12 protein-coding genes are annotated in these 19,569 nt (G+C 73.2%); 7 read left to right on the top strand and 5 right to left on the bottom strand.

Features of this window, described 5'->3' with window-relative positions; translation table 11 throughout:
• Positions 1–68 precede the first annotated feature (68 nt).
• A complete protein-coding gene (locus PV682_RS14180; RefSeq protein WP_319729387.1) occupies positions 69–3,146 on the bottom strand; it encodes a glycoside hydrolase family 2 TIM barrel-domain containing protein in 3,078 nt (1,025 codons plus the stop codon).
• Positions 3,147–3,364: 218 nt separating this feature from the next.
• On the opposite strand from PV682_RS14180, the gene PV682_RS14175 reads away from it, so the two are divergent.
• Together PV682_RS14175 and PV682_RS14170 are read left to right on the top strand one after the other, a co-directional pair.
• Positions 3,365–5,737, top strand: coding sequence for a SpoIIE family protein phosphatase (locus PV682_RS14175; RefSeq protein ID WP_319729385.1), 2,373 nt, complete (start codon positions 3,365–3,367; stop codon positions 5,735–5,737).
• A gap of 100 nt (positions 5,738–5,837) precedes the next feature.
• Positions 5,838–7,088: an SLC13 family permease gene (locus PV682_RS14170; RefSeq protein ID WP_319729586.1), complete on the top strand. Its 1,251-nt coding sequence runs from the start codon at positions 5,838–5,840 to the stop codon at positions 7,086–7,088.
• A gap of 137 nt (positions 7,089–7,225) precedes the next feature.
• Here PV682_RS14170 and PV682_RS14165 read toward each other — a convergent pair whose 3' ends face one another.
• On the bottom strand, positions 7,226–9,019 hold the full coding sequence (locus tag PV682_RS14165) for an RICIN domain-containing protein (RefSeq protein ID WP_319729384.1): 1,794 nt from the start codon (positions 9,017–9,019) through the stop codon (positions 7,226–7,228).
• Between the two features lie 465 nt (positions 9,020–9,484).
• On the opposite strand from PV682_RS14165, the gene PV682_RS14160 reads away from it, so the two are divergent.
• The gene (locus tag PV682_RS14160) at positions 9,485–11,407 is read left to right on the top strand and encodes a right-handed parallel beta-helix repeat-containing protein (RefSeq protein WP_319729383.1); all 1,923 of its coding nucleotides are present in this window, start codon (positions 9,485–9,487) and stop codon (positions 11,405–11,407) included.
• A gap of 479 nt (positions 11,408–11,886) precedes the next feature.
• Here PV682_RS14160 and PV682_RS14155 read toward each other — a convergent pair whose 3' ends face one another.
• Together PV682_RS14155 and PV682_RS14150 are read right to left on the bottom strand one after the other, a co-directional pair.
• Positions 11,887–13,020 carry an ABC transporter substrate-binding protein gene (locus PV682_RS14155; protein WP_319729381.1) on the bottom strand — a complete coding sequence of 378 codons (1,134 nt, stop codon included), beginning with the start codon at positions 13,018–13,020 and terminating at the stop codon, positions 11,887–11,889.
• A 33-nt stretch (positions 13,021–13,053) separates the two neighbouring features.
• The gene (locus PV682_RS14150) at positions 13,054–14,346 is read right to left on the bottom strand and encodes a DUF418 domain-containing protein (RefSeq protein WP_319729379.1); all 1,293 of its coding nucleotides are present in this window, start codon (positions 14,344–14,346) and stop codon (positions 13,054–13,056) included.
• Positions 14,347–14,598: 252 nt separating this feature from the next.
• Between PV682_RS14150 and PV682_RS14145 the strand changes: the two genes are divergently transcribed.
• Complete coding sequence (locus PV682_RS14145) at positions 14,599–15,264, top strand: response regulator transcription factor (protein ID WP_319729376.1); 666 nt, start codon at positions 14,599–14,601, stop codon at positions 15,262–15,264.
• The gene (locus tag PV682_RS14140) at positions 15,261–16,352 is read left to right on the top strand and encodes a sensor histidine kinase (RefSeq protein WP_319729373.1); all 1,092 of its coding nucleotides are present in this window, start codon (positions 15,261–15,263) and stop codon (positions 16,350–16,352) included. Before PV682_RS14145 ends, PV682_RS14140 begins: the two co-directional genes overlap by 4 nt.
• A gap of 4 nt (positions 16,353–16,356) precedes the next feature.
• Here the strand turns inward: PV682_RS14140 and PV682_RS14135 are convergent, their stop codons facing one another.
• Positions 16,357–17,394: a TetR family transcriptional regulator gene (locus PV682_RS14135; protein ID WP_319729371.1), complete on the bottom strand. Its 1,038-nt coding sequence runs from the start codon at positions 17,392–17,394 to the stop codon at positions 16,357–16,359.
• 139 nt (positions 17,395–17,533) lie between these two features.
• Between PV682_RS14135 and PV682_RS14130 the strand changes: the two genes are divergently transcribed.
• Together PV682_RS14130 and PV682_RS14125 are read left to right on the top strand one after the other, a co-directional pair.
• On the top strand, positions 17,534–18,121 hold the full coding sequence (locus PV682_RS14130) for a transcriptional regulator (protein WP_319729368.1): 588 nt from the start codon (positions 17,534–17,536) through the stop codon (positions 18,119–18,121).
• Positions 18,118–19,569: a pyruvate, phosphate dikinase gene (locus tag PV682_RS14125; RefSeq protein WP_319729366.1), complete on the top strand. Its 1,452-nt coding sequence runs from the start codon at positions 18,118–18,120 to the stop codon at positions 19,567–19,569. The genes PV682_RS14130 and PV682_RS14125 overlap by 4 nt, the downstream gene beginning before the upstream one ends.

Here is a 19,569-nt window from a genome sequence, read left to right as displayed (position 1 = left end):
ACGGTCCGGACAGAACAGATTCCTGTCCGGACCGCCGAAGGCCGGTCGTACGGTGGCCCGTTGGCCGACTACGCCGCGAACTTGCCGACCCTGACCGCCCCTTGGACCTCACCCGGCCGCGCGCTCGTGAACGTGAGCTTGACGCGCGATCCCCGCAGCGCCCCGAACGTGATCACGGACGGCGCGTCGGAGGCGGTGGCCCACTGGACGCCGACTCCCGTGGCGGGTACGTACGTTCGCCCGTCCCACACCTCGACCCCGACGCTCTTGGGGAGGCTGTGCCCGGCGTCGACGGTGAACGACACCTCGACCCGGCCGAAGTCCCGCACCCTGCCGTAGTCCACCGCGAGCCAGTCCGCCGCCCGCGCCCCGCTGAACGCCGGCAGCAGCGCGGTGGCCGCCTTGAGGAACCCGTTGGACCAGCCGGTGGCGGGGTCGCCGTCGAGCACGGCGGCCGGGAGGGTGTCGGGCCGGCCGGAGTAACTGGCGTCGGCGTAGGGGTAGGTGGGTGCCTCGGGGTGTTCCGGCGCGAACGCGGGCGCCGGGGTCGCGGACGCCGAGCGCGCCCAGGTCGTGCGCACGGAGACCGTGCCCTTCCTGAGCCCCTCCCCCGTCGCCGTCACCTTCAGCGTCCCGGGTTCGCCGCCCGAGCGGACGATGGCAAGTGCCTTGCCGTGGAAGGCGGTTCGGGTGCTCGCCTGGTACTTCTCGGCGCTCTCCTGGCGCCCGTTGTCGAGGCCGGCGAGGGAACCGCCGTCGACGGTGAACGTCAGCAGGTGCTCGGCTCCGGGGACGACGGTCCCGCGCGCGTCGACCACCTCGGCGGTGACGAAGACGTGGGAACGGCCGTCGGCGGGGAGGGAGTTGCGGTCGGCGGTGAGGCGTACCGCGTGCGGGGCACCGGCCGTGCGCAGGACGTCGGTCGCGACGGTCTTGCCGCCCCGCCGGGCGACCGCCTTCAACTCGCCTTCCTCGAAGGGGACTTTCCAGGTGAGATGCAGTTTGCCCGCGCTGCCGCCCGGGCTTGTGTAACTCCCCGGGTACGGGCCGTCGGTGAACGTCTTGTCGTCGCCGGTCGCCTCGGTCGTCTCCAGGTAGGCGCGGCCGTCCACGGTCTTCTTCACGTCGAACGACCGCACCCCCAACGACCGGCCGTTCAGGAAGAGTTCGACGTCCGGGACGTTCGCGTAGGCCCACACCTCGACGGTCTCCCCCGCCGCGTGGTTCCAGCTCATCGGCAGCAGGTGGACCATGGGCTCGCTCACCCACTGGCTGCGGAAGAGGTGGTACATGTCCTTGGGGAACCCGGCGGTGTCGACCGCGCCGAAGAACGACGCCTTCACCGGGAACACGTCGTACGGGGTGGGTTCGCCGATGTAGTCGATGCCGGACCACAGGAACTGCCCGGCGAACCACTTCCGGTCGCGGTCCTTCTTGTGGCCGTACTCGCCGCTCATCGTCCAGGAGGCGAGGTTGTTGTCGTAGGAGGAGGTGGCGCGCTTGCCGGGGGTGTGGTTCTCGCCCGTGTTGAGGTGCTCGGGTTCCTGATAGGCGCCGCGAGTCGACGTCTCCGACGAGGACTCCGACTCGAAGAGGAACAGGTGCGGGTAGCGGGCGTGGAGGGCGTCGACCGACTTCGCGGTGTTGTAGTTCAGGCCGAGGCCGTCGAGTTTGGCGAGGATCAGGTCGGCGGGGGTGCCGGGGGCGGGGACGCTGCGGTGGCGGTGGGAGCCGATGACGACCGGGCGCGTCGTGTCGTGCGCCTTGATGCCGGCGATGAGGCGGTCGGCGATCGTCAGGCCCGCCGTGGAGGTGAACTCGGTGATCTCGTTGCCGATCGACCACATCACGACGGCCGGGGAGTTGCGGGCCGCGAGGACCATCTCGGCGATGTCGCGGTCGGACCACTCGTCGAAGAAACGGCCGTAGTCGTAGCGGGTCTTGGGGGTCTTCCAGCAGTCGAACGCCTCCACCAGCATCACGATCCCGAGCTCCTCGCAGACGCGGATCATCTCCGTGGAGGGCGGGTTGTGGGAGGTGCGGAAGGCGTTGACGCCCATCGACTTCATGATGGTCATCTGCCGCCGGATCGCGTCCGCGCTGACGGCCGCGCCGAGCGCGCCGAGGTCGTGGTGGAGGTCGACGCCCTTCAGCTTGGCGTGCCTGCCGTTGAGTTCGAAGCCCTCGTCGGGGTCGACGCGGAAGGTGCGGATGCCGAAGACCGTGCCGTAGGTGTCGACCACCGTGCCCCGGACGCGGAGTTCGGTCTCCAGGCGGTAGCGGTGCGGGTCCGTGAAGTCCCAGCGCTTCGGGTCGGGGACGATGGCGGTGTGGGCCTCGGTCGCGGTGTCGGCGACGGTCACCGTGGACGTCGTACGGGCGACCGTACGGCCGTTGGGAGCGACGACCCGGGAGGTGATCTCGACGTCCTGCGGGGTGCCGGAGGTGTTGGCGACCGTCGTGCGGATGTCGACTCTCGCGCGGTCGGCGGTGATCTCGGGGGTGGTGACGTGGGTGCCCCAGCGGGGGACGTGGACCGGGTCGGTGACGATCAGGCGGGCCTCGCGGTAGATGCCGCTGCCGGAGTACCAGCGGCTGCTGGGGAGGCGGTTGCGGACGCGGACGGCGAGGACGTTCTCGGTGGTGCCGTCGGCGTGGAGACGGCCGGTGAGGTCGTAGGCGAAGCCGGTGTAGCCGTAGGGGTGGGTGCCGAGTTCGGTGCCGTTCACGAAGACCGTGGAGTCCATGTAGACGCCGTCGAACTCGACGGAGATCCGTTTCCCGGCGTAGGCGCTCGGCACGGTGAAGGAGAGGCGGTACCAGCCGAGGCCGCCGGGGAAGAAGCCGGTGCCGCTGGTGGTGCCGTTCTCGGTGGTGGGGGCCAGTTCGATGGACCAGTCGTGGGGGACGGCGACCTCGCGCCAGGCGGTGTCGTCGTACGCGGGGTCGGCGGCGCGGTCGTAGGCGCCGGTCGGGTCGGTGATCCCGCCGGGGTTGACCAGCGCGAAGCGCCAGCCGTCGCGCAGGGGGAGGGTGTGGCGGCCCGGGGCGGGGGCGTGCGCGGCGTGGGCGTCGGTGGACAGGAGGGCTCCGGCCGCGGGGGCGGCGGCGGAGGCGAGGAGGACCGATCTGCGGGTGAACGTCATGGCGGCTCTTCCAAACAGGCGTCGGGAATCAGAACTACTCACAACTGATCGTCAAACAACAGAATGTGACGCCGGTCCGCTCACGCCCGTCAAGGGCGCGGGTCGGGTGCGCGCCATTCCCCCGTCCGCATCCCCGTTCGCTCTCCGGCCGGACGGTCTAGGCTGGGGCGGAAGTGGCTGGTCTGTTCACTGTGAGTGTCCGCGATGGAGTGGCGAGGATGAGCCCGGTCTATCCGTTCGACGATGCCGAGACGGCACGGGTGGTCGTCGGGGACGACGGTGCCCTCGTCGAGTGGAACGGCGGTGCTCACGCGCTGCTCGGCTGGGAGGCCGGCGAGGTCGTGGGCGGCCCGGCCTCGGCCCTGCTGGCGGACGGCGCGCTGCCGGTCCCGTCGGCGTCCCGCTGGGACGGCACGGTCGCGCTGCGTCACCGCGACGGGTACGTCGTCCGGGTCTGGCTCCTCGCCCACCACCGGCGCCCCCGGGACGGCGGGCCCGGGTCCTGGCTGGTCGTGACGCCGCTGACCGGCAGCGGCCCGCGCGCCCCCGACGACCCGCTCGCGCTGCCCGCGCTGGCCCAGTCGCCGTGCGCCCTCGCCGTGTACGACGACCGGCTGAGGCTGCGGATGGTCAACGACGCCATGGAGGCGGCGATCGGGCTCCCGGAGGAGCGCATCCGGGGCCTGAGACTGGCCGAGATCGGCGGGCGGCCCCAGAGCGACGAACTGGAGGAGCACATGGCCGACGTGCTCGCCACCGGCCTCGCCAAGGACGTACAGACCTACACGCGCACCGGGGGCGAGGAGCACGCGCACGCCTGGCTGGCCAGGCTCGCGCCGGTCACCGACGAGGAGGGGCGGGTCCTCGGCGTCGCCCTGTCGGCCCACGACTTCACCGAGAACTACCTCGCCCGGGAACGGCTGCAACTGGTCAACGAAGCGAGCGTCCGCATTGGTTCCACCCTCGACGTCACTCGTACGGCGCAGGAGCTCGCGGACGTCTGTGTGCCCGCGCTCGCCGACTTCGTGAGCGTCGACCTGCTGGACCCGCCGGACGGCCCGGAACTCCCGGCCCCGCCCGCGTCGCCGACGCCGCTGCGGCGGGCCGCGCACCAGTCCGTGAACCCGGGCAGCCCGGAGGCGGTGGCCAAGCCCGGCGAGGTCCAGACGTACCCGCCGGGCTCGCCGCAGGCGGACTCGCTGGCGGCGGGGCGCACGATCGTCGCGACCGTCCCCGGCGGGGAGCTGGACCAGTGGCTGGCCTGGGACGCGGCGCGCGGCGCGCGCGTGCGGGAGGTCGGCATCCACTCGGTCATGTCGGTGCCCCTGCGCGCGCGGGGGGCGACCCTCGGCGTGGCGGTGCTGACCCGGTTCCGCCGCCCCGACCCGTTCACCCCGGACGACGTGCTGCTCGCCGAGGAGGTCACCGCGCGGGCCGCCGTCTGCGTCGACAACGCCCGCCGCTACTCGCGCGAGCGCGACACCGCGATCGCCCTCCAGCGCAGCCTCCTGCCGCGCTCCCTGCCCCGTACGGCCGCCGTCGACGCCGCCTCCCGCTACCTCCCGGCCGCGCGCGCGGGCGTGGGCGGCGACTGGTTCGACGTGATCCCCCTGTCGGGGACGCGGGTCGCGATGGTCGTCGGGGACGTCGTCGGGCACGGCATCCAGGCGTCCGCGACGATGGGACGCCTGCGGACCGCCGTGCGCACCCTCGCCGACATCGACCTGACGCCCGACGAGTTGCTCACCCACCTCGACGACCTCGTCGTACGGCTCTCCGAGGAGGCCGGCAGCGAGGGAAGCCCCGGGGAGGTCGGGGCGACGTGCCTGTACGCGGTGTACGACCCGGTCACGCGGCGGTGCGCGATGGCGCGCGCCGGGCATCCGCCGCCCGTGGTGGTGCCGCCGAGCGGGCGTCCGCGCCGGGTGGACCTGCCGGCCGGTCCGCCGCTCGGGCTCGGCGGGCTGCCGTTCGAGTCGGCCGAGATCCAGCTCGCCGAGGGCAGCGTCCTCGCGCTGTACACGGACGGCCTGATCGAGTCCCGCGCGCGGGACGTCGATTCCGGGTTCCGCGCGCTGTGCGAGGCGCTCGACGGGTACGCCGACTCCCTCGACGAGACCTGCGACCGCGTCCTGCACGCGCTGCTCCCGCCGGGCGGCTCCGCCGACGACGTGGCGCTGCTCCTCGCGCGCACGCGCGCGCTGCCCGCCGACCACATCGCGACCTGGGACGTCCCGCCCGACCCGGCCCTCGTCGCGAGCGTCCGCAAGCAGGTCGCCGAGCGGCTGGTCGCGTGGGGCATCGACGCGGTGTCCTTCACGGCGGAACTCGTGGTCAGCGAGCTGGTCACCAACGCGATCCGGTACGGCTCGCACCCGATCCGGCTGCGGCTGATCCACGACGCGGCGACGCTGATCTGCGAGGTGTCCGACACGAGTCACACCGCGCCTCATCTGCGGCGGGCGAAGACGTGGGACGAGGGCGGGCGGGGGCTGCTGCTGGTGGCGCAGCTCACGGACCGGTGGGGGACGCGGCACACGTCCGAGGGGAAGACGATCTGGGCGGAGCTGGGGCTGCTCGGGGAGGAGTAAGAGGGGGCGGGGGTGGTGTTCTTACCCCGGCCTGTTTTCATGAGGGGTTGCCCTTCTCCGTTACGTCTCCCTCGTCTCCCGCGTCTCCTGAGGATCTGCCCTGAACACCGCACTCGCCGTGTCCCTGTCGTCCGTGCTGCTCGCCGTCTCGCTCGGGTGGGCGGTGCTGCGGCCCTCCGGGAAGTCGGAGGCTCTGGTGGCGGTGCCCGCCGCCGTGCTGGTCGTGGCGCTCGGGGCGATCTCCGCCGGGGACGCGTGGGAGGAGGCGGAGCGGCTCGGGCCGGTCGTCGGGTTCCTCGCGGCCGTGCTGGTGCTGGCGCACTTCTGCGCGGTGGAGGGGCTGTTCACGGCGTGCGGGGCCTGGCTGGCGCGGCGTGCTGCGGGGCGCCCCCGGCGGCTGCTGACCTCGGTGTTCGCGCTGGCGTCGGTCATCACGGCCGTCCTGAGCCTGGACGCCACGGTCGTCCTGCTGACGCCCGTCGTGTTCGCGACGGCGACCCGGCTGAAGGTGCGGTCCAGGCCGCATGTCTATGCCTGCGCGCATCTGTCCAACACGGCATCCCTGCTGCTGCCCGTCTCGAACCTGACCAACCTGCTGGCGTTCACGGCGAGCGGGCTGAGCTTCACGCGGTTCGCGGCGCTGATGGTGGTGCCGTGGGTGGTGGCGATCGGGGCGGAGTACCTGGTCATGCGGCGGTTCTTCGCCGCCGATCTGCCCGATCTGGACGCCGTCGAGGAGGACGGGCCCGCGCCCGAGGTGCCGATGTTCGCGCTGGTGACGGTCGCGGCGACGCTCGCCGGGTTCGTGGTCGCGTCGGCGGTGGGCGTCGAGCCCGCGTGGGTGGCGTTCGCGGGGGCGCTCGTCCTGGCGGTCCGCGCGCTGGTGCGGGGGCAGGCCGGGCCGGTCGAGGTCGTGCGGGCGGCGGCTCCCGGGTTCCTCGCGTTCGTGCTGGCCCTGGGGATCGTCGTGCGGGGTGTCGTCGACAACGGGCTCGGGGACGCGCTCGGGCATGTGCTGCCGGGCGGATCGGGGCTGCTCGCGCTGCTCGGGTTCGCCGCGGTGGCCGCGCTGCTCGCGAACCTGATCAACAACCTGCCGGCCGTCCTGGCACTGGCGCCGCTGGCCGCGCCGGTGGGGCCGGGGGCGGTGCTCGCGGTGCTGCTCGGGGTGAACATCGGGCCGAACCTCACGTACGCCGGGTCCCTCGCGACGCTGCTGTGGCGGCGGGTGGTGCACGGGCACGAGGAGCGGGTGGACGTGGGCAAGTTCACGCGGCTCGGGCTGCTGACGGTGCCGGTGGCGCTGGTGGGGTCGGTGGTGGCGTTGTGGGGGGCGCTCCAGGTCGTGTAACCATGTCACCGCCGGGCTTGGGGCTCGGCGGTGACACGGGGGTTGCGGGGGGGGTGCGGCTGGGAGGCGGACGCGGCTTGAGGGCAGGCACGACTTGGGGGCTGGCGCGGCTTTGGGGCTGGCGCGGCTTTGGGGGGTCAGCGGCCGTAGCCTCCGTACCCGTAGCCTCCCCAGCCATAGGGGTAACCGCCGTAGCCGTAACCACCGCCGTAGCCCTTTCCGTCGCCGTACCAGTCGCAGGCGTACGGGTTGGCGTACGAGCACGGGGACTGCGCGGGCGGGTTCGGCGCGGGGGGTGTCGGGGTGGGCGTGGGGGTGGGCTTCGGGGCGGGCTTCTTGGGGGGTGTCGGGGTGGGGGTCGGCCGTGGTGCGGCCTTCTTGGGGGTGGCCGGGGTCTTGTCGGGGGTCTGGGCCGTGTCCCAGTTGACGATCTCCATCTGGAGGTCGGGCTTGGACGTGTCGATGACCCAGCGCTGGGCGGTGCTGTCCGCGCGGGCCTTCGCGACGAGCGCGCCGGAGCCGTCGGTCGCGGCGGGGGCGAGCGCGAGGTCCTGGCTCCAGCGGGGGACGAGGGTGCCCTGGAGGGTGAAGTCGTAGCGGACGCCGGTCTCCTGGGTGGCGGCGTCCGTGCAGGGGGTCAGGCGGACCGCGTAGCCGAGGTGCGAGTCGAGGCACAGGTTCGGCGCGAGGCCGTTGCGCAGGAGACCGCTCGTCTCGTACGACCACTGCTGCGAGGCGACCGAGGAGCAGCTCGCGAGGACGGCTTCGGCGCCCGCGACGGCCTTGCCGCCCTCGATGCCGATGCACTGCCCGGAGAACACGTTGTGCAGGCGCCCGCGCAGGGTGCCCTGGACGGAGTCGCCCGCGTCGACCCAGGAGGGGCCGTTGTCCGAGGGGTTCTTGCCGGGGCCCGGTGACTCGACGCTCTCGCCCGCCTGGCTGCCGCTGTCGCCGGAGCCCGTCACGGACCACACGGCGAGCGGGAGGACGACGAGGCCGCTGACGGTGAGGACGGCCGCGGCGAGGTTGCGGCGCCGGGCGCGGCGGCGGGCCTTGCGGACCGCGCGCGCGGAGCCGCCGGGGGCGGGGACGAGGGCGGTGCCCGGGGTGGGGAAGTCCTCGCCGGGGAGGGCCGGTTGGGCCGTTCCTTCGTCCCGCTGCGGCTCTTTGCGCGCGCGGGCGTCCTGGTAGGCGTGCGCGGCCCAGCCGAGGGAGCCCTCGGCGAGGGCGGTGCCGAGGGCGGGGCCTTCGGTGAAGCAGGCGAGCTGGTCGGCGGTGTAGGCGCAGTGGCGGCAGCGGTCGAGGTGGCCGCGCAGGTCGGCGTCCATGCCGTCGCCTCGGCGGCTGGTGACGTCCAGGAGGCGGTCGTAGCGGTGGCACTCCTCCTCGACGGCGAGTTCGCGGTGCGACTGGAGGAGTTCCTCGCGCAGGCGCTCGCGGGAGCGGCGCAGTTCGACGCGGGCGCCGTCGCTGTCGAGGCCCAGCAGGGAGGCGGGGGCTTCGAAGGGTTCGGACTCGACCTCGATGTGCCACAGGAGGCAGCGGGAGGTCGGGGAGAGCCGCTGGAACGACCTCGACAGCAGGCGTCTGTTCAACGGCGGCAGGAGGCGGGCCGCGAGGACGTCGGTGTCCTCGACGCGCAGGCCGGGATGGAGGAGGTCGCGGCGGCCGTCGGTGGACCACTCGGAGGCTATTCGGCGGACGGTGACCAGGAGATGGGGGCGCCAGGCGGCGGTGGGGCCGTCGTGGCTCAGGGACTCGCCGAAGAGGCGGGTGAAGGCCGCGGTGGTGAGCATGCCGGCGGCGCGGTCGCCGTCGGTGCACAGGCGCGCGTAGGTGAAGGCCGCTTCCCAGTGCCGGTCGAGGAGTTCGCCCACGGGGTGCAGTGCGGGCCCCGCTCCTTCCCAGCTTTTCAGTTCCGCGCTCAGCATTTCGTCCGTCGCGTTCGAACGCCGAGCCGAAGTGGGGGAATTCGGCTGACCCGCTTCTGTCACAGTTGGATTCCTCCCGGGGGAGATGCACGGAAAGGGCCGGGGGGCCTTCGTGCGGAAGTGGAGAACGCGTCTGGGCGCGTTGACAGGCACACCTTTGCACAGGCCGTGGAGACGGAACAAGAGATCTTGCCGAACGGTGCGCGTTCTGTGGCCACGGCCCCCGAAATGCTTTTCTTTTCAAGATGATGGTGAAGGGACTTCACTGTTGCTTTCCGCCCGGGATGCCGGATTCCGGGGTGGGCGAATCGGCCGAAAGGCCGAGACGGCGTCAACTTCGGTCGCGGGATTCGCTACTCCAGGTGATCGGGGATGGCCGATCGGCCGATGTGGCGGGGTGGGGTCGGGCGGGACAGTGGAGGCGGGTTCATCTCGGCGGTGTCGGGTTCAGGGAGGCGGACGGTGATGGTGCGTACGTTGAGCAGGGCGGGCAGAGCGGGCGGGGTGGCGGCGCTCGTGCTGGCGGTCTTGGCGGCGGTGCTGACCGTGCCGGTTCAAGCGGCCGTCTCCGCCGTGCAGTTGTACGTCGCCCCGTGGGGCAGGGATTCCTGGCCGGGTACCTTCCGGCAGCCTTTCGCGACGCCGGGGCGGGCGCAGCGGGAGGCGCGGGGGCGGGGTGGTGCGGTGGTGAATCTGCGGGGCGGTACGTATGCGCTCACGGCGCCGTTGCGGTTGACCGGGGCGGATTCCGGGGTGGTGTATCAGGCGTACGGGTACGGGAGTTCGCGGGCCGAGCGGGTGACGTTGAGCGGGGGGCGGGATGTTTCCGGGTGGCGGCCCGACGGGCGGTTGAAGGGTGTGTGGCGAGCCGAGGTCGGGGCCTTGGAGACGCGGCAGCTGTATGTGGAGGGGCGGCGTGCGGAGCGGTTCGCCGGGGGTGTCGGGGGGAAGCTGACGGTGACGAAGACCGGGTATGTGACGGGGAGTTCGGCGCCTCTGCGGTGGCAACGGCCCGGGGATGTCGAGTTCGTGTACCGGTCGGGGTACGTCGAGGGGCGGTGCGGGGTCGCCGGGGTCGCGCGGGCGGGGCGGGGTGCGGCGATCACGATGGACGAGCCATGCTGGTCGCTGGTGCGGGAGCTGTACGCGTCGGACGAGTTGCTGGCGGAGCCGGTGGCCGTGGAGAACTCGCCCGGTTTCCGTGCCCGGCCCGGGAACTGGTACCTGGACCGGTCGCGGCCGGGGCGGCACGCGCTGCTGTACGTGCCGCGTGCCGGGGAGGACATGCGGCGGGCGCGGGTGGTCGCGCCGGTGCTGGAGTCGCTGGTCTCGGGGACGGGGGTGCGTGATGTCGCCTTCCGGGGGCTGACGTTCGCGTACGCCACGTGGCTGGCGCCGAGTTCGCCCGCCGGGTTCCCGGCCGCGTGGAGCATGTACCTGCGGCCGGACGGGAAGCTGCTCACGGTGCCGGGGGCGGTGTCGTTCCGGGGTGTGCGGCGGGTGGCTCTGACGGGGAACCGGTTCACTCATCTCGGGGCGCAGGCCGTGGAGTTGAGGGACAGTTCGGGCAGCTCGGTCGTCGGGAACGTCATCAGCGACACGTCGGACGGCGGGATCGCGCTCGGGGTGCTCCCGCCCGAGGAGAAGGGCGTCAACCGGGGGAACCGGGTCACGGACAACTGGATCCACCACACCGGCCGGGAGTACCGCGCGTCGTCCGCGATCTGGGACTCGGCGACCCAGGAGACGGTCCTCGCGCACAACCAGGTGAACGACGTGCCCTACACCGGCATCCTCTCCGGGCCCAGCGAGGATCTGCGCGGCATCATGCGGGGCAACCGGATCGTCGGCAACCGGGTCTTCGCGACCAACCGGGTGCTCGTCGACGGGGGCGGGATCTATCTCCGGGGCGAGCAGGGCCGCTCGTTCGCGGACGGGGCGGTGATCAGCGGCAACGCGGTGACGGGTAGCCGGTACGGGATCTGGAACGTCGGGATCTACACGGACGACAGCACGAACTGGGTGACGGTGGCGGACAACGCCGTCTACGACTACGTGGCGTCGATCGGCGGGTGCAGCGAGGAGTGGGGCGGCCGGCCTGTCCGCAACGTCCGTTACCGGGGCAACTTCTGGGACGACGCGGTCCCGGACTGGGTCCCCCGACGCCCCTACCCCGGCGCCTGGCCCCCCGCCGACCCGGCGAACCCCGAGGAGGGCTGCGGAGACCCCCACGATCTGTCGTTCACCGCGAACACCCTGCTCCCCTCGACGGCCCCCGGGCAGGCCTGCGCGACAAACCAACGGTGCGCGGCAGTACTGACCCAGGCCGGACCCCGCCCGAACTGGCGGCGAGGGCTCGGCCTGGGGGCGGGGACGGGGGTGCGATGAGGCCGCCGGCCGGGGGGAGCGCCGGGAGGGCCCGAGGCGGGGCCGAGAACCTGGCGGGGCTGGCGGGGCTGGCGGGGCTGGCGGGGCTGGCGGGGCTGGCGGGGCTGGCGGCCAGGGTAGGTGCCGGGCCGGCCAGGATCGGAGCAGGGGGCGCGATCAGCGGCCGGGGCGGACACCCGGTCGGCCCGGGCCCGGGGCCAGGGCCGCAGCAGGGGCCAGGGCCGAAGTGGGGGCGGAGCCGCCGGTCCGGGGTGGAGCTGGGGTTTCGGTGGAACGAGCAGTCGGGGCGAGTGCCCGGACCGGAGGCGAGGGCCGGAGGCTCGTTGAGGTCAGCGGCCCGGGTAGGGGCCGAGCCGGCCGGCGGCGAGGTGGGGCGGGGGTGGTGGACCAGCAGGCGGGACCCGTACCCGACCGGTCCGAACCAGCAGGCCAGGTCGATGCTCGGCCGGTCCGGGCCGGGGGGCGGGGGTCCGGTGCGGTCAGCGGCCCGGGTGGGGGCCGAGGTGGCCCGGGGTCGGGGGGCCCTGGACCTCGCCGATGTAGAGGGTGATCTGTTGGCGGAGGCGTTCGGCGCTGGTGCGGTCGGCCATGAAGGCGGGGAAGGTGTCGATGTTGGCGCCGGGGTACCGCCAGACGGGCTTCAGGCCGGTGGGTGGGGTGACGTCGGTGCGGACGGACCAGGCGTCGCTGGTCTGGCGTTCCATGGAGAGCTGCCAGTTGAGGAAGAGTTTCGCGGCGGCGGGATGGCGGGCCGTCTTGAGGATCGCCTCGCGCTGGCCCCAGGCCACGAACGGGTCGGTCGTGTTCGGGATCATGCTGCCCTCGGCACCGGGGGTGACCCAGCCGCCCAGGCCGACGGCCTTCTTGCCCTCGGCCATGAGGTTGCCGGCGGAGTCGGAGCCGCGCAGGAACCGGGTGTTGCGGGCCATGCCGTCGAGCCACTTCCAGCCGTACGCCTTCACGTACCGGCTGTAGAGGAAGAGGGTCGCGTCGTCGTCGTTCGGGTAGGCGGAGGCGACCTTGCCCTTCCAGCGCGCGGCGGCGAGGTCACGGACGCTGCGGGGTGCGTCGGCGCCGACGGCCTGCCGGTTGTAGGCGGCGCCGAAGGCGAACACGTCGGTGGCGATCCAGGCGCCGTCGGGGTCCTTGAACGAGGCGTGCACCTTGTCGAACCCGGCGGGCTTGTAGGGCAGCAGGACGCCCTGCCGCTTCCAGCGGTCGAAGTCCTGGAGGGTCTGGAGCTGGACGACGTCGGGGACGAGGCTCCTGGTCGCGATCTGGTGGTCGATGCGGGCGTCGTGGTACTTGCTGTAGTCGACGACCATGTCGACGGTGACCCCGGGGAAGCGCCGCTCGAACGCCTTCTTCGTGTCGTCCTGCTGGTCCTTCCAGTCGCCGCCCGCGTAGACGACGAGCCTGCCGCCCTCGGCCTTCGCGGCGGCGTACAGCTGGTCGAGGGTCTTGGTCTCCTCGTCGGAGGGCCGGGCCTCGGAGCGGGTGGCGGCGCCGAAGGCGAGGCCGACGGCGGCGACGGTCGTCGCGAGGACCGCGGCGACGAGGGTGCCGCGCAGCGGGGTCGGTTCCTTGGCCCTGTTCAGGGGGTTGAACAGCATGAGCGGACTCCGGGAAGGTCGTGGGGGCGGGGGTCAGCGGACGAGTTCGGCGGGCTTCGTGGCCTTGCCGAGCAGCCACTCCAGGGGCCCGCGCCGGAAGTACCGGGCCCACACGGCGGCGAACACGGTGACGGCGACGATGAACCCGAGCAGGACGTGCAGCGGCGAGCCGGGCAGTTCCTCGATGCCAAGGACGTGGATGCCGGCGATGTGGAAGAGGTACGCGGTCAGGGACATCGAGCCGACGGCGATGACGGGCTTGACGAGCCGGTGGAAGCGGGGGAAGGCGTCGACGGCGGCGAGGCAGCCGATCAGGACGAGGAGCGCGACTCCGGTGTTGCCGAGGACGGACAGGGTCGTCTCGCTGTGCGGGGAGGCGACGAGCAGGCCGTAGGGGGTGTCGCCGGTCGGGTAGCCCCAGGTGTCCGACCACCAGGCGGACGCCGCCGAGCCGCCCCCGCCCAGGCCCGCGCCGCCCACGTCCGCTCCGTCCAGGCCCGCGCCGCCCTTGCCCCAGCCGCCGAAGCCGCTCTCCGCCAGCCGCGTCAGCGCGCCGGGCACGAGGTGCAGGGCGAGCCAGGAGCCGCCGTAGCCGAGGACGGCGAGCGCGGCGCCGGTGACGGCGAGGCGGGTGCGGACGACGGCCGCGGCCAGGTCGAGGCGGGCCACGGCCATCCCGGCGATGACGAACGGGATCCAGGTCAGGGCCGGGTAGCTGCCGGAGAACAGGAGGGAGACGACGCCGCCGGTCTCGGCCGGCCAGGTCCACAGGCCGCCGGGCTCGTGGTTCGCCAGGAAGTGCTGGACGACGTAGAGGACCTGCGGCAGGACCAGGGCGCTCGCCGCCGCGATGACCGCGAGGGGCAGGGCGCGCAGCCGGTACAGCGGGAGGACGAGGAGGAAGTACAGGCCGTAGAAGGCGAGGATGACCTCGACGGGGGTGCCGCTCATCGTCAGCAGCGTGCCCAGGACGAGCAGGATCGCCGCCCGGATCACGACCTTCGCGACCGCCTGACGGCCCGCGCGGCCGGTCTTCGGGGTGCGGCGGCCGGTGATCAGCATGACCGAGAACCCGGCGAGGAAGGCGAAGAGCGCGGAGGCCCGGCCGTGCGCCAGCTCCATCACGTGCCCGACGAAGCCGCCCTGCGCGGGGTCGGGGCCGACGTGGGCGGCGTACATGCCGAAGACGGCGAGGCCGCGCGCGAGGTCGACGCCGATCAGGCGCCCCAGAGCCCGGGGGGCAGGCCGCGCGGGCTCCTCAGAGCGCCCGGGGGCCGGGTCGGCGGCGCGGTCCGTGAGCGTCGTCCGGTCTGCGTTCTGGGTCATGCGTCCAGGCTGGTCGGCGGGGAGCCGCCCAGGTATCCGGCACTCGTCCGGGCACCCCCCGCCGGTCGGGGGGTCCGCCCCCGCCGACCGGGGGCGTCCCGCCGTACCCCCCGGGCGGCTGGTCCCCTCCCCCCGACCGGCGGGACTGTGCCCCGTACCCTCTGCCACGAGGGGTTTCGCCCTCTACGGTCGGATGTGACGGCGCAGACGACAGGTGCCGATCACAACTCAGGACGACGAGGCGGGACGCACGTGATCCGTGTCATGGTGGTGGACGACGAGGCCCTGGTGCGGTCCGGTTTCCGGCTCATCCTCAACGCGGCCGAGGACATCGAGGTCGTCGCGACGGCGACCGGCGCGGAGGCCGTGGCCACGGTCCGGCGCGAGCGGCCCGACGTGGTGCTGCTGGACATCCGGATGCCGGACGTGGACGGCCTGACCGTGCTCGGCCAGGTGCGGGCGCTGCCCGAGCCGCCGGTGGTGGCGATGCTGACGACGTTCGACGCGGACGAATACGTCGTGACCGCCCTCAAGTCCGGCGCGGCCGGGTTCCTGCTGAAGGACACCGAGCCGGACCAGCTGGCGCAGCTCGTGCGGACGCTCGCGGCGGGCGGCGTCGTGATGTCGCCGAAGGCCTCGCACGCGGTGTGGCGGGGCCGGCCCGCCTCGGCCACCGACGATGAGGAGACGGGGCGTGTCGGGCGGCTCAGCGAGCGGGAGCGTGAGGTGCTCGTGCTGGTCGCGGAGGGGCTGTCCAACGCGGAGATCGGGGCGCGGATCCATCTCAGCGCCGGGACCGTCAAGGATCACGTGAGCGCGATCCTCACGAAGCTGCGCGTCGGCAGCCGCGTGCAGGCCGCGCTGCTCGCCCAGCGGGCGGGGCTGCTGGACTCGGGGGACGGCGGGTCGGGGCGATGAAGTGGCGGCCGTCCGAACGTGCTCTCGACGCGCTGGTCGTCGTCATCGCCGTCGCGGACGTGTTGATCAACCTGGAGGACGGCGGCACGTTCACCCTGGTGGCGGCCTCGGTCGCCTGTGCGGGGCTGGTGCTGCGGCGGCGGTTCCCGCTGGCCGTGTTCCTGCTGACGATCCCGGCGACCACCATGCAGGACATCGTGTTCGCGCCGTTCGCCGCCCTGTTCACCCTCTCCGAGCGGTCGCGGGACCGGCGGCTGCTCGGGGCGTGCGCGCTGCTGTTCGCCGTCGCGTCCGCCCTGCCGTGGCCGTTCGACGGGCTGTCCCAGCACGACCGTACGTGGACCGTCGTCTACTTCTTCTACACGCTCGCCACCGCCGCCGCGCCCGTCCTGCTCGGGCAGCTCCTCCAGGCCCGGCGCGATCTCGCCCGGCGGCTCGTCGAGATCGAGGAGGCCCGGGAACACGAGAGGTTGCTGCACTCCCAGGCCGTACTGGCGCGGGAGCGGGCCCAGTTGGCGCGTGAGATGCACGACGTCGTCTCGCATCAGGTGAGTCTCATCGCCGTGCAGGCCGGGGCGCTCCAGGTCGCCGCGAAGGATCCCGAGTTCCGGGAGGGGGTGCGGGCCATCCGGTCGCTCAGTGTCGACACGCTCGATGAACTCCGGCACATGGTCACGTTGTTGCGGGCGTCCGGGGGGCGGGCCACCGAGTTGACGCCTCAGCCGACGCTCACGGATCTTCAGCGGCTGGTCTCCGGGAGCGGGATCGAGACGGAGTTGGCCGGGGAGTTGCCGGTGCAGGTGAGTACGACGGCTCAGCGGGCCGTGTACCGGACCGTGCAGGAGGCGCTGACCAATGTGCGCAAGCACGCGCCGGGGGCCCGGGCGACGGTCCGCCTGTGGCACGACGCGTCGGGGTTCGGGGTGACGGTACGGAACACACCTGCGACGCGGGCGTCCTTGCCGTTGCCGGGGGCGCGTCAGGGGCTGATCGGGTTGGGTGAGCGGGCGGAGTTGCTGGGCGGGACGTTTGCCGCGGGGCCCACGGAGGAGGGTGGGTTCGAGGTGAGCCTGCGGGTGCCGGGGTAGGGCGTCAGACGCTCGCCGCGTGTCCCGCGCCGTGTCCCTCCGCTCGACGGGTGATGAGGCCGTGGTGAATGCGTACGGCGGTCTCCGTGCGGTCGTCGACCGCCGCGCCGCCGATCGCTCTCGCGATCGTTTCCTCCTCGTCCAGGACGATCCGGATGCGCGGCAGGTCCGTGGGGGCGAACACGCGGCGCAGGCACGCTACGAGGTCCGTGATCCGTAGTCGGACCAAGCGGCCGGTCTCCGCGGGGTCCGCGGTCACCACGACGAACGTCGTCCCCTCCCTCGGCGCTTCCCTCACCGCCCCCAGCCGCGCGGCGCCCAGTACGACCACCACTCCGTCGTCCCGCAGATCGACCGGTCGGCCGGTGATCTCGTCCCGCGGACCGGCGGGCGGCGTCCAGGCTTCCCGTGTCTCTCGCGCCGGGGCCGTGAACGCCAGGTGCGGTGCCGGTCCGTCGGCGGTCAGCGGCAGCTCCGCCAGGTGTTCCGCCGCCCGCGCCACGTCGAAGGGGTCCCCCGCGCCCGGCGCGTTCTCCGCCAGCCCCGCCGCCCCGTGCAGCAGCGTCAGCGCGAGGTCCGCCACCCGTACCGGCGGTCTCTCCGCGTTCAAGCACAGCGCCAGCAACAGCGCCTCCAGGCGCAGGAGTTCCGCCAGCGCCGCCCGCATCGGGGCCGTGTCGACGACCCCCGACAGGGAGCGGAGCTGGAGGTGGCCGCTCGCCGGGGTGTCACCGGCCAGGGGGAGGCGCTCCAGCCAGACGCGGGCGAACGCGCCCAGCGCCTCGCCCGCCGACTCCGGCGTTTTCAGGGGAGGTTGGGCAGCCGACCGGGCCGCCTCCGCGTCGGCCGCCAGCACCGCCAGGTACAGCGCGCGCTTCCCCGCGAAGTTGGAGTACACCGCGCCCCGCGTGAGGTCGGCGCGTTCCGCGATGCGGTCGATCTTGGCGTCGGTGTAGCCGTGCTCGGTGAACTCGGCGCGGGCGGCGGTGAGTACGGCGGCGCGGGTGCGGTGCTGCTGCTCGACGCGGGTGAGTCTCGCCATGGTGTCCCCTTCGGTTCGGACTGTGCCATGATATCGAGACCATCCAGATGTTGACGTCATCCGAAAACTCGCACCATCCAAGACGCAAACCATCCAAGACGCCGAACATCCACGGCACCCGACATCCACGAGGCCGCCCATGCCCCTCCCCGTCCTGCACGCCCTGCGCTGCGCAGGTGCCGCGAGCCCCACCCGTATCGGCGCCTTCACCGGCCTCGCCGAACCGGACGTCGAGTCCTCGCTCATCGACCTCGGTGTCGAGGGTTTCGTGACGCGCTCGTACGACGCCTGGAGCCTCACGGACGCGGGGCGCGCGGAGAACCTCCGGCGGATCACCGCCGAACTCGACGCGTCCGGCGCCCGGGACTCGCTGCGGGCGGCGTTCCAGCGGTTCCTGGTCCTCAACCCCGAGCTGCTCGACCTGTGCACGGCATGGCAACTGCGGCCGGTGGACGGCTCGTTCAGCGTCAACGACCACAGCGACCCGGCGTACGACGCGAGAGTCCTCGACCGATTCACCGACCTGGACCGGCGGTTCGCCCCGGTCGGTGACGAACTCGCCGCCGCGCTCCCCCGGTTCGGCCGCTACCGGGTCCGGCTGGCCGGGGCGCTGGAGCGGGCGGTGGGCGGTGAGCGGGAGTTCGTGACGGACAGTACGGCGTCGTACCACACGGTCTGGGCGGAGCTGCACGAGGATCTGCTCGTCACGCTGGGGCTGCCGCGATGAGGTGGGTGTACCCGGTGTCGGCCGAACTCGCCGGGGACAGCGAGGAGTTGGGCGGCAAGGCGCTCGGGCTGGCGCTGTTGCACCGGCTCGGGCTGCGGGTGCCGCCCGCGTTCGTCGTGTCGGCGCGGGCATGCCGGGCCTTCCTCCGCGAGAAGCGGCTCCCGGAGGGGCTCCGCGAGGAGCTGGCCGAGGGGATCGCCGGGCTCGAACGCGCCACCGGCCGCGTCTTCGGCGGCCTGGGCAGGCCGCTCGCGGTGTCCGTGCGGTCGGGGGCGGGGGTGTCGATGCCGGGGATGATGGACACGGTGCTCGGCCTGGGCCTGACGACCGCAGCGACGGCGGGCCTTGCCGCCGAGACCGGTGACGAGGAGTTCGCGCGGGACTCCCGGGCCCGCTTCCTCGCGAGCTTCGCGGCGGCCACGCCGGTCCCCGTACCGGACGACGCCCCGGCTCAGCTCGCCCTGGCCGTGGAAGCCGTCCTCGCCTCCTGGCGCTCCCCCCGCGCCCACACCTACCGCACCCTCCACGCCGTCCCCCACGACCTCGGCACAGCGGTCGTCGTCCAGGCCATGGTCTTCGGCAACCGCGACCCCCGCAGCGGAACCGGCGTCGCCTTCAGCCGCGACCCCAACACCGGCGAGAACACCCCGTACGGCGACGTCCTGTTCCGCGCGCAGGGCGAGGACGTCGTGTCCGGTACGCGGCCGACCCGCCCGCTGCGTGAACTCGCCGACCGGGAACCGGCGTTGTGGGCGGAGCTGCTCGACGCCCTGCGCCGCGTCGAGGGCCGCTACCGGGACGCCTGCTACACCGAGTTCACCTTCCAGTCCGGCGAGTTGTGGCTGCTCCAGGTCCGGCCGGGCCGGTTTACGAACGCGGCGGCGGTCCGTACGGCGGTGGAGCTGGCCGAGGCGGACGTCATCGGCCGGCGCGAGGCGCTGCGCCGGGTCCGGAGCCTCGCCCACGTCCGTACGCCCCGCGTCGCCGGGCCCAGGGACGTCGTGGCCCGGGGGGTCGGCGCGTGTCCCGGCGTGGCGGTCGGCCGGGTCGCGACGACGACGGAGTCGGCGCTGCGCATGGCCCGGGACTCCCCCGTCGTCCTGGTCCGCCCCGAGACCTCCCCGAACGACCTGCGCGGCATCGCGGCGGCGGCCGGGATCGTCACGGCGCGGGGCGGCCCGGCGAGCCACGCGGCGGTCGTGGCACGGGCGTTGAACAAACCGGCGGTGGTCGGGGCGCGGGGCTCCGCCCTCCCCGAAGGCACCCTCGTCACCATCGACGGCACCACGGGCGAGGTCGCCCTCGGCACCCCCCGCGTCCTCGCCGGCGCCCCCGGCCCCCACGTACACCGCCTCCTCGCCTGGGCCGACGACGTCTCCGGGAACCACACCCCCCGCGACGACGTCCAGCGCCTCGAAGACGCCCACCGCACGCTAGGAGTCCTCTGA

It is taken from the genome of Streptomyces niveiscabiei, assembly GCF_033794345.1.
Taxonomy (GTDB): Bacteria; Actinomycetota; Actinomycetes; order Streptomycetales; family Streptomycetaceae; genus Streptomyces; species Streptomyces niveiscabiei.
This window is presented reverse-complemented; position numbering and strand designations above follow the sequence as displayed.

Coding starts and splice junctions, on each gene's coding strand:
- PV682_RS14180 (WP_319729387.1), bottom strand. CDS start 3,146: ATGACGTTCACCCGCAGATCGGTCCTCCTCGCCTCCGCCGCCGCCCCC.
- PV682_RS14175 (WP_319729385.1), top strand. CDS start 3,365: ATGAGCCCGGTCTATCCGTTCGACGATGCCGAGACGGCACGGGTGGTC.
- PV682_RS14165 (WP_319729384.1), bottom strand. CDS start 9,019: ATGCTGAGCGCGGAACTGAAAAGCTGGGAAGGAGCGGGGCCCGCACTG.
- PV682_RS14160 (WP_319729383.1), top strand. CDS start 9,485: ATGGTGCGTACGTTGAGCAGGGCGGGCAGAGCGGGCGGGGTGGCGGCG.
- PV682_RS14155 (WP_319729381.1), bottom strand. CDS start 13,020: ATGCTGTTCAACCCCCTGAACAGGGCCAAGGAACCGACCCCGCTGCGC.
- PV682_RS14150 (WP_319729379.1), bottom strand. CDS start 14,346: ATGACCCAGAACGCAGACCGGACGACGCTCACGGACCGCGCCGCCGAC.
- PV682_RS14140 (WP_319729373.1), top strand. CDS start 15,261: ATGAAGTGGCGGCCGTCCGAACGTGCTCTCGACGCGCTGGTCGTCGTC.
- PV682_RS14135 (WP_319729371.1), bottom strand. CDS start 17,394: ATGGCGAGACTCACCCGCGTCGAGCAGCAGCACCGCACCCGCGCCGCC.
- PV682_RS14130 (WP_319729368.1), top strand. CDS start 17,534: ATGCCCCTCCCCGTCCTGCACGCCCTGCGCTGCGCAGGTGCCGCGAGC.
- PV682_RS14125 (WP_319729366.1), top strand. CDS start 18,118: ATGAGGTGGGTGTACCCGGTGTCGGCCGAACTCGCCGGGGACAGCGAG.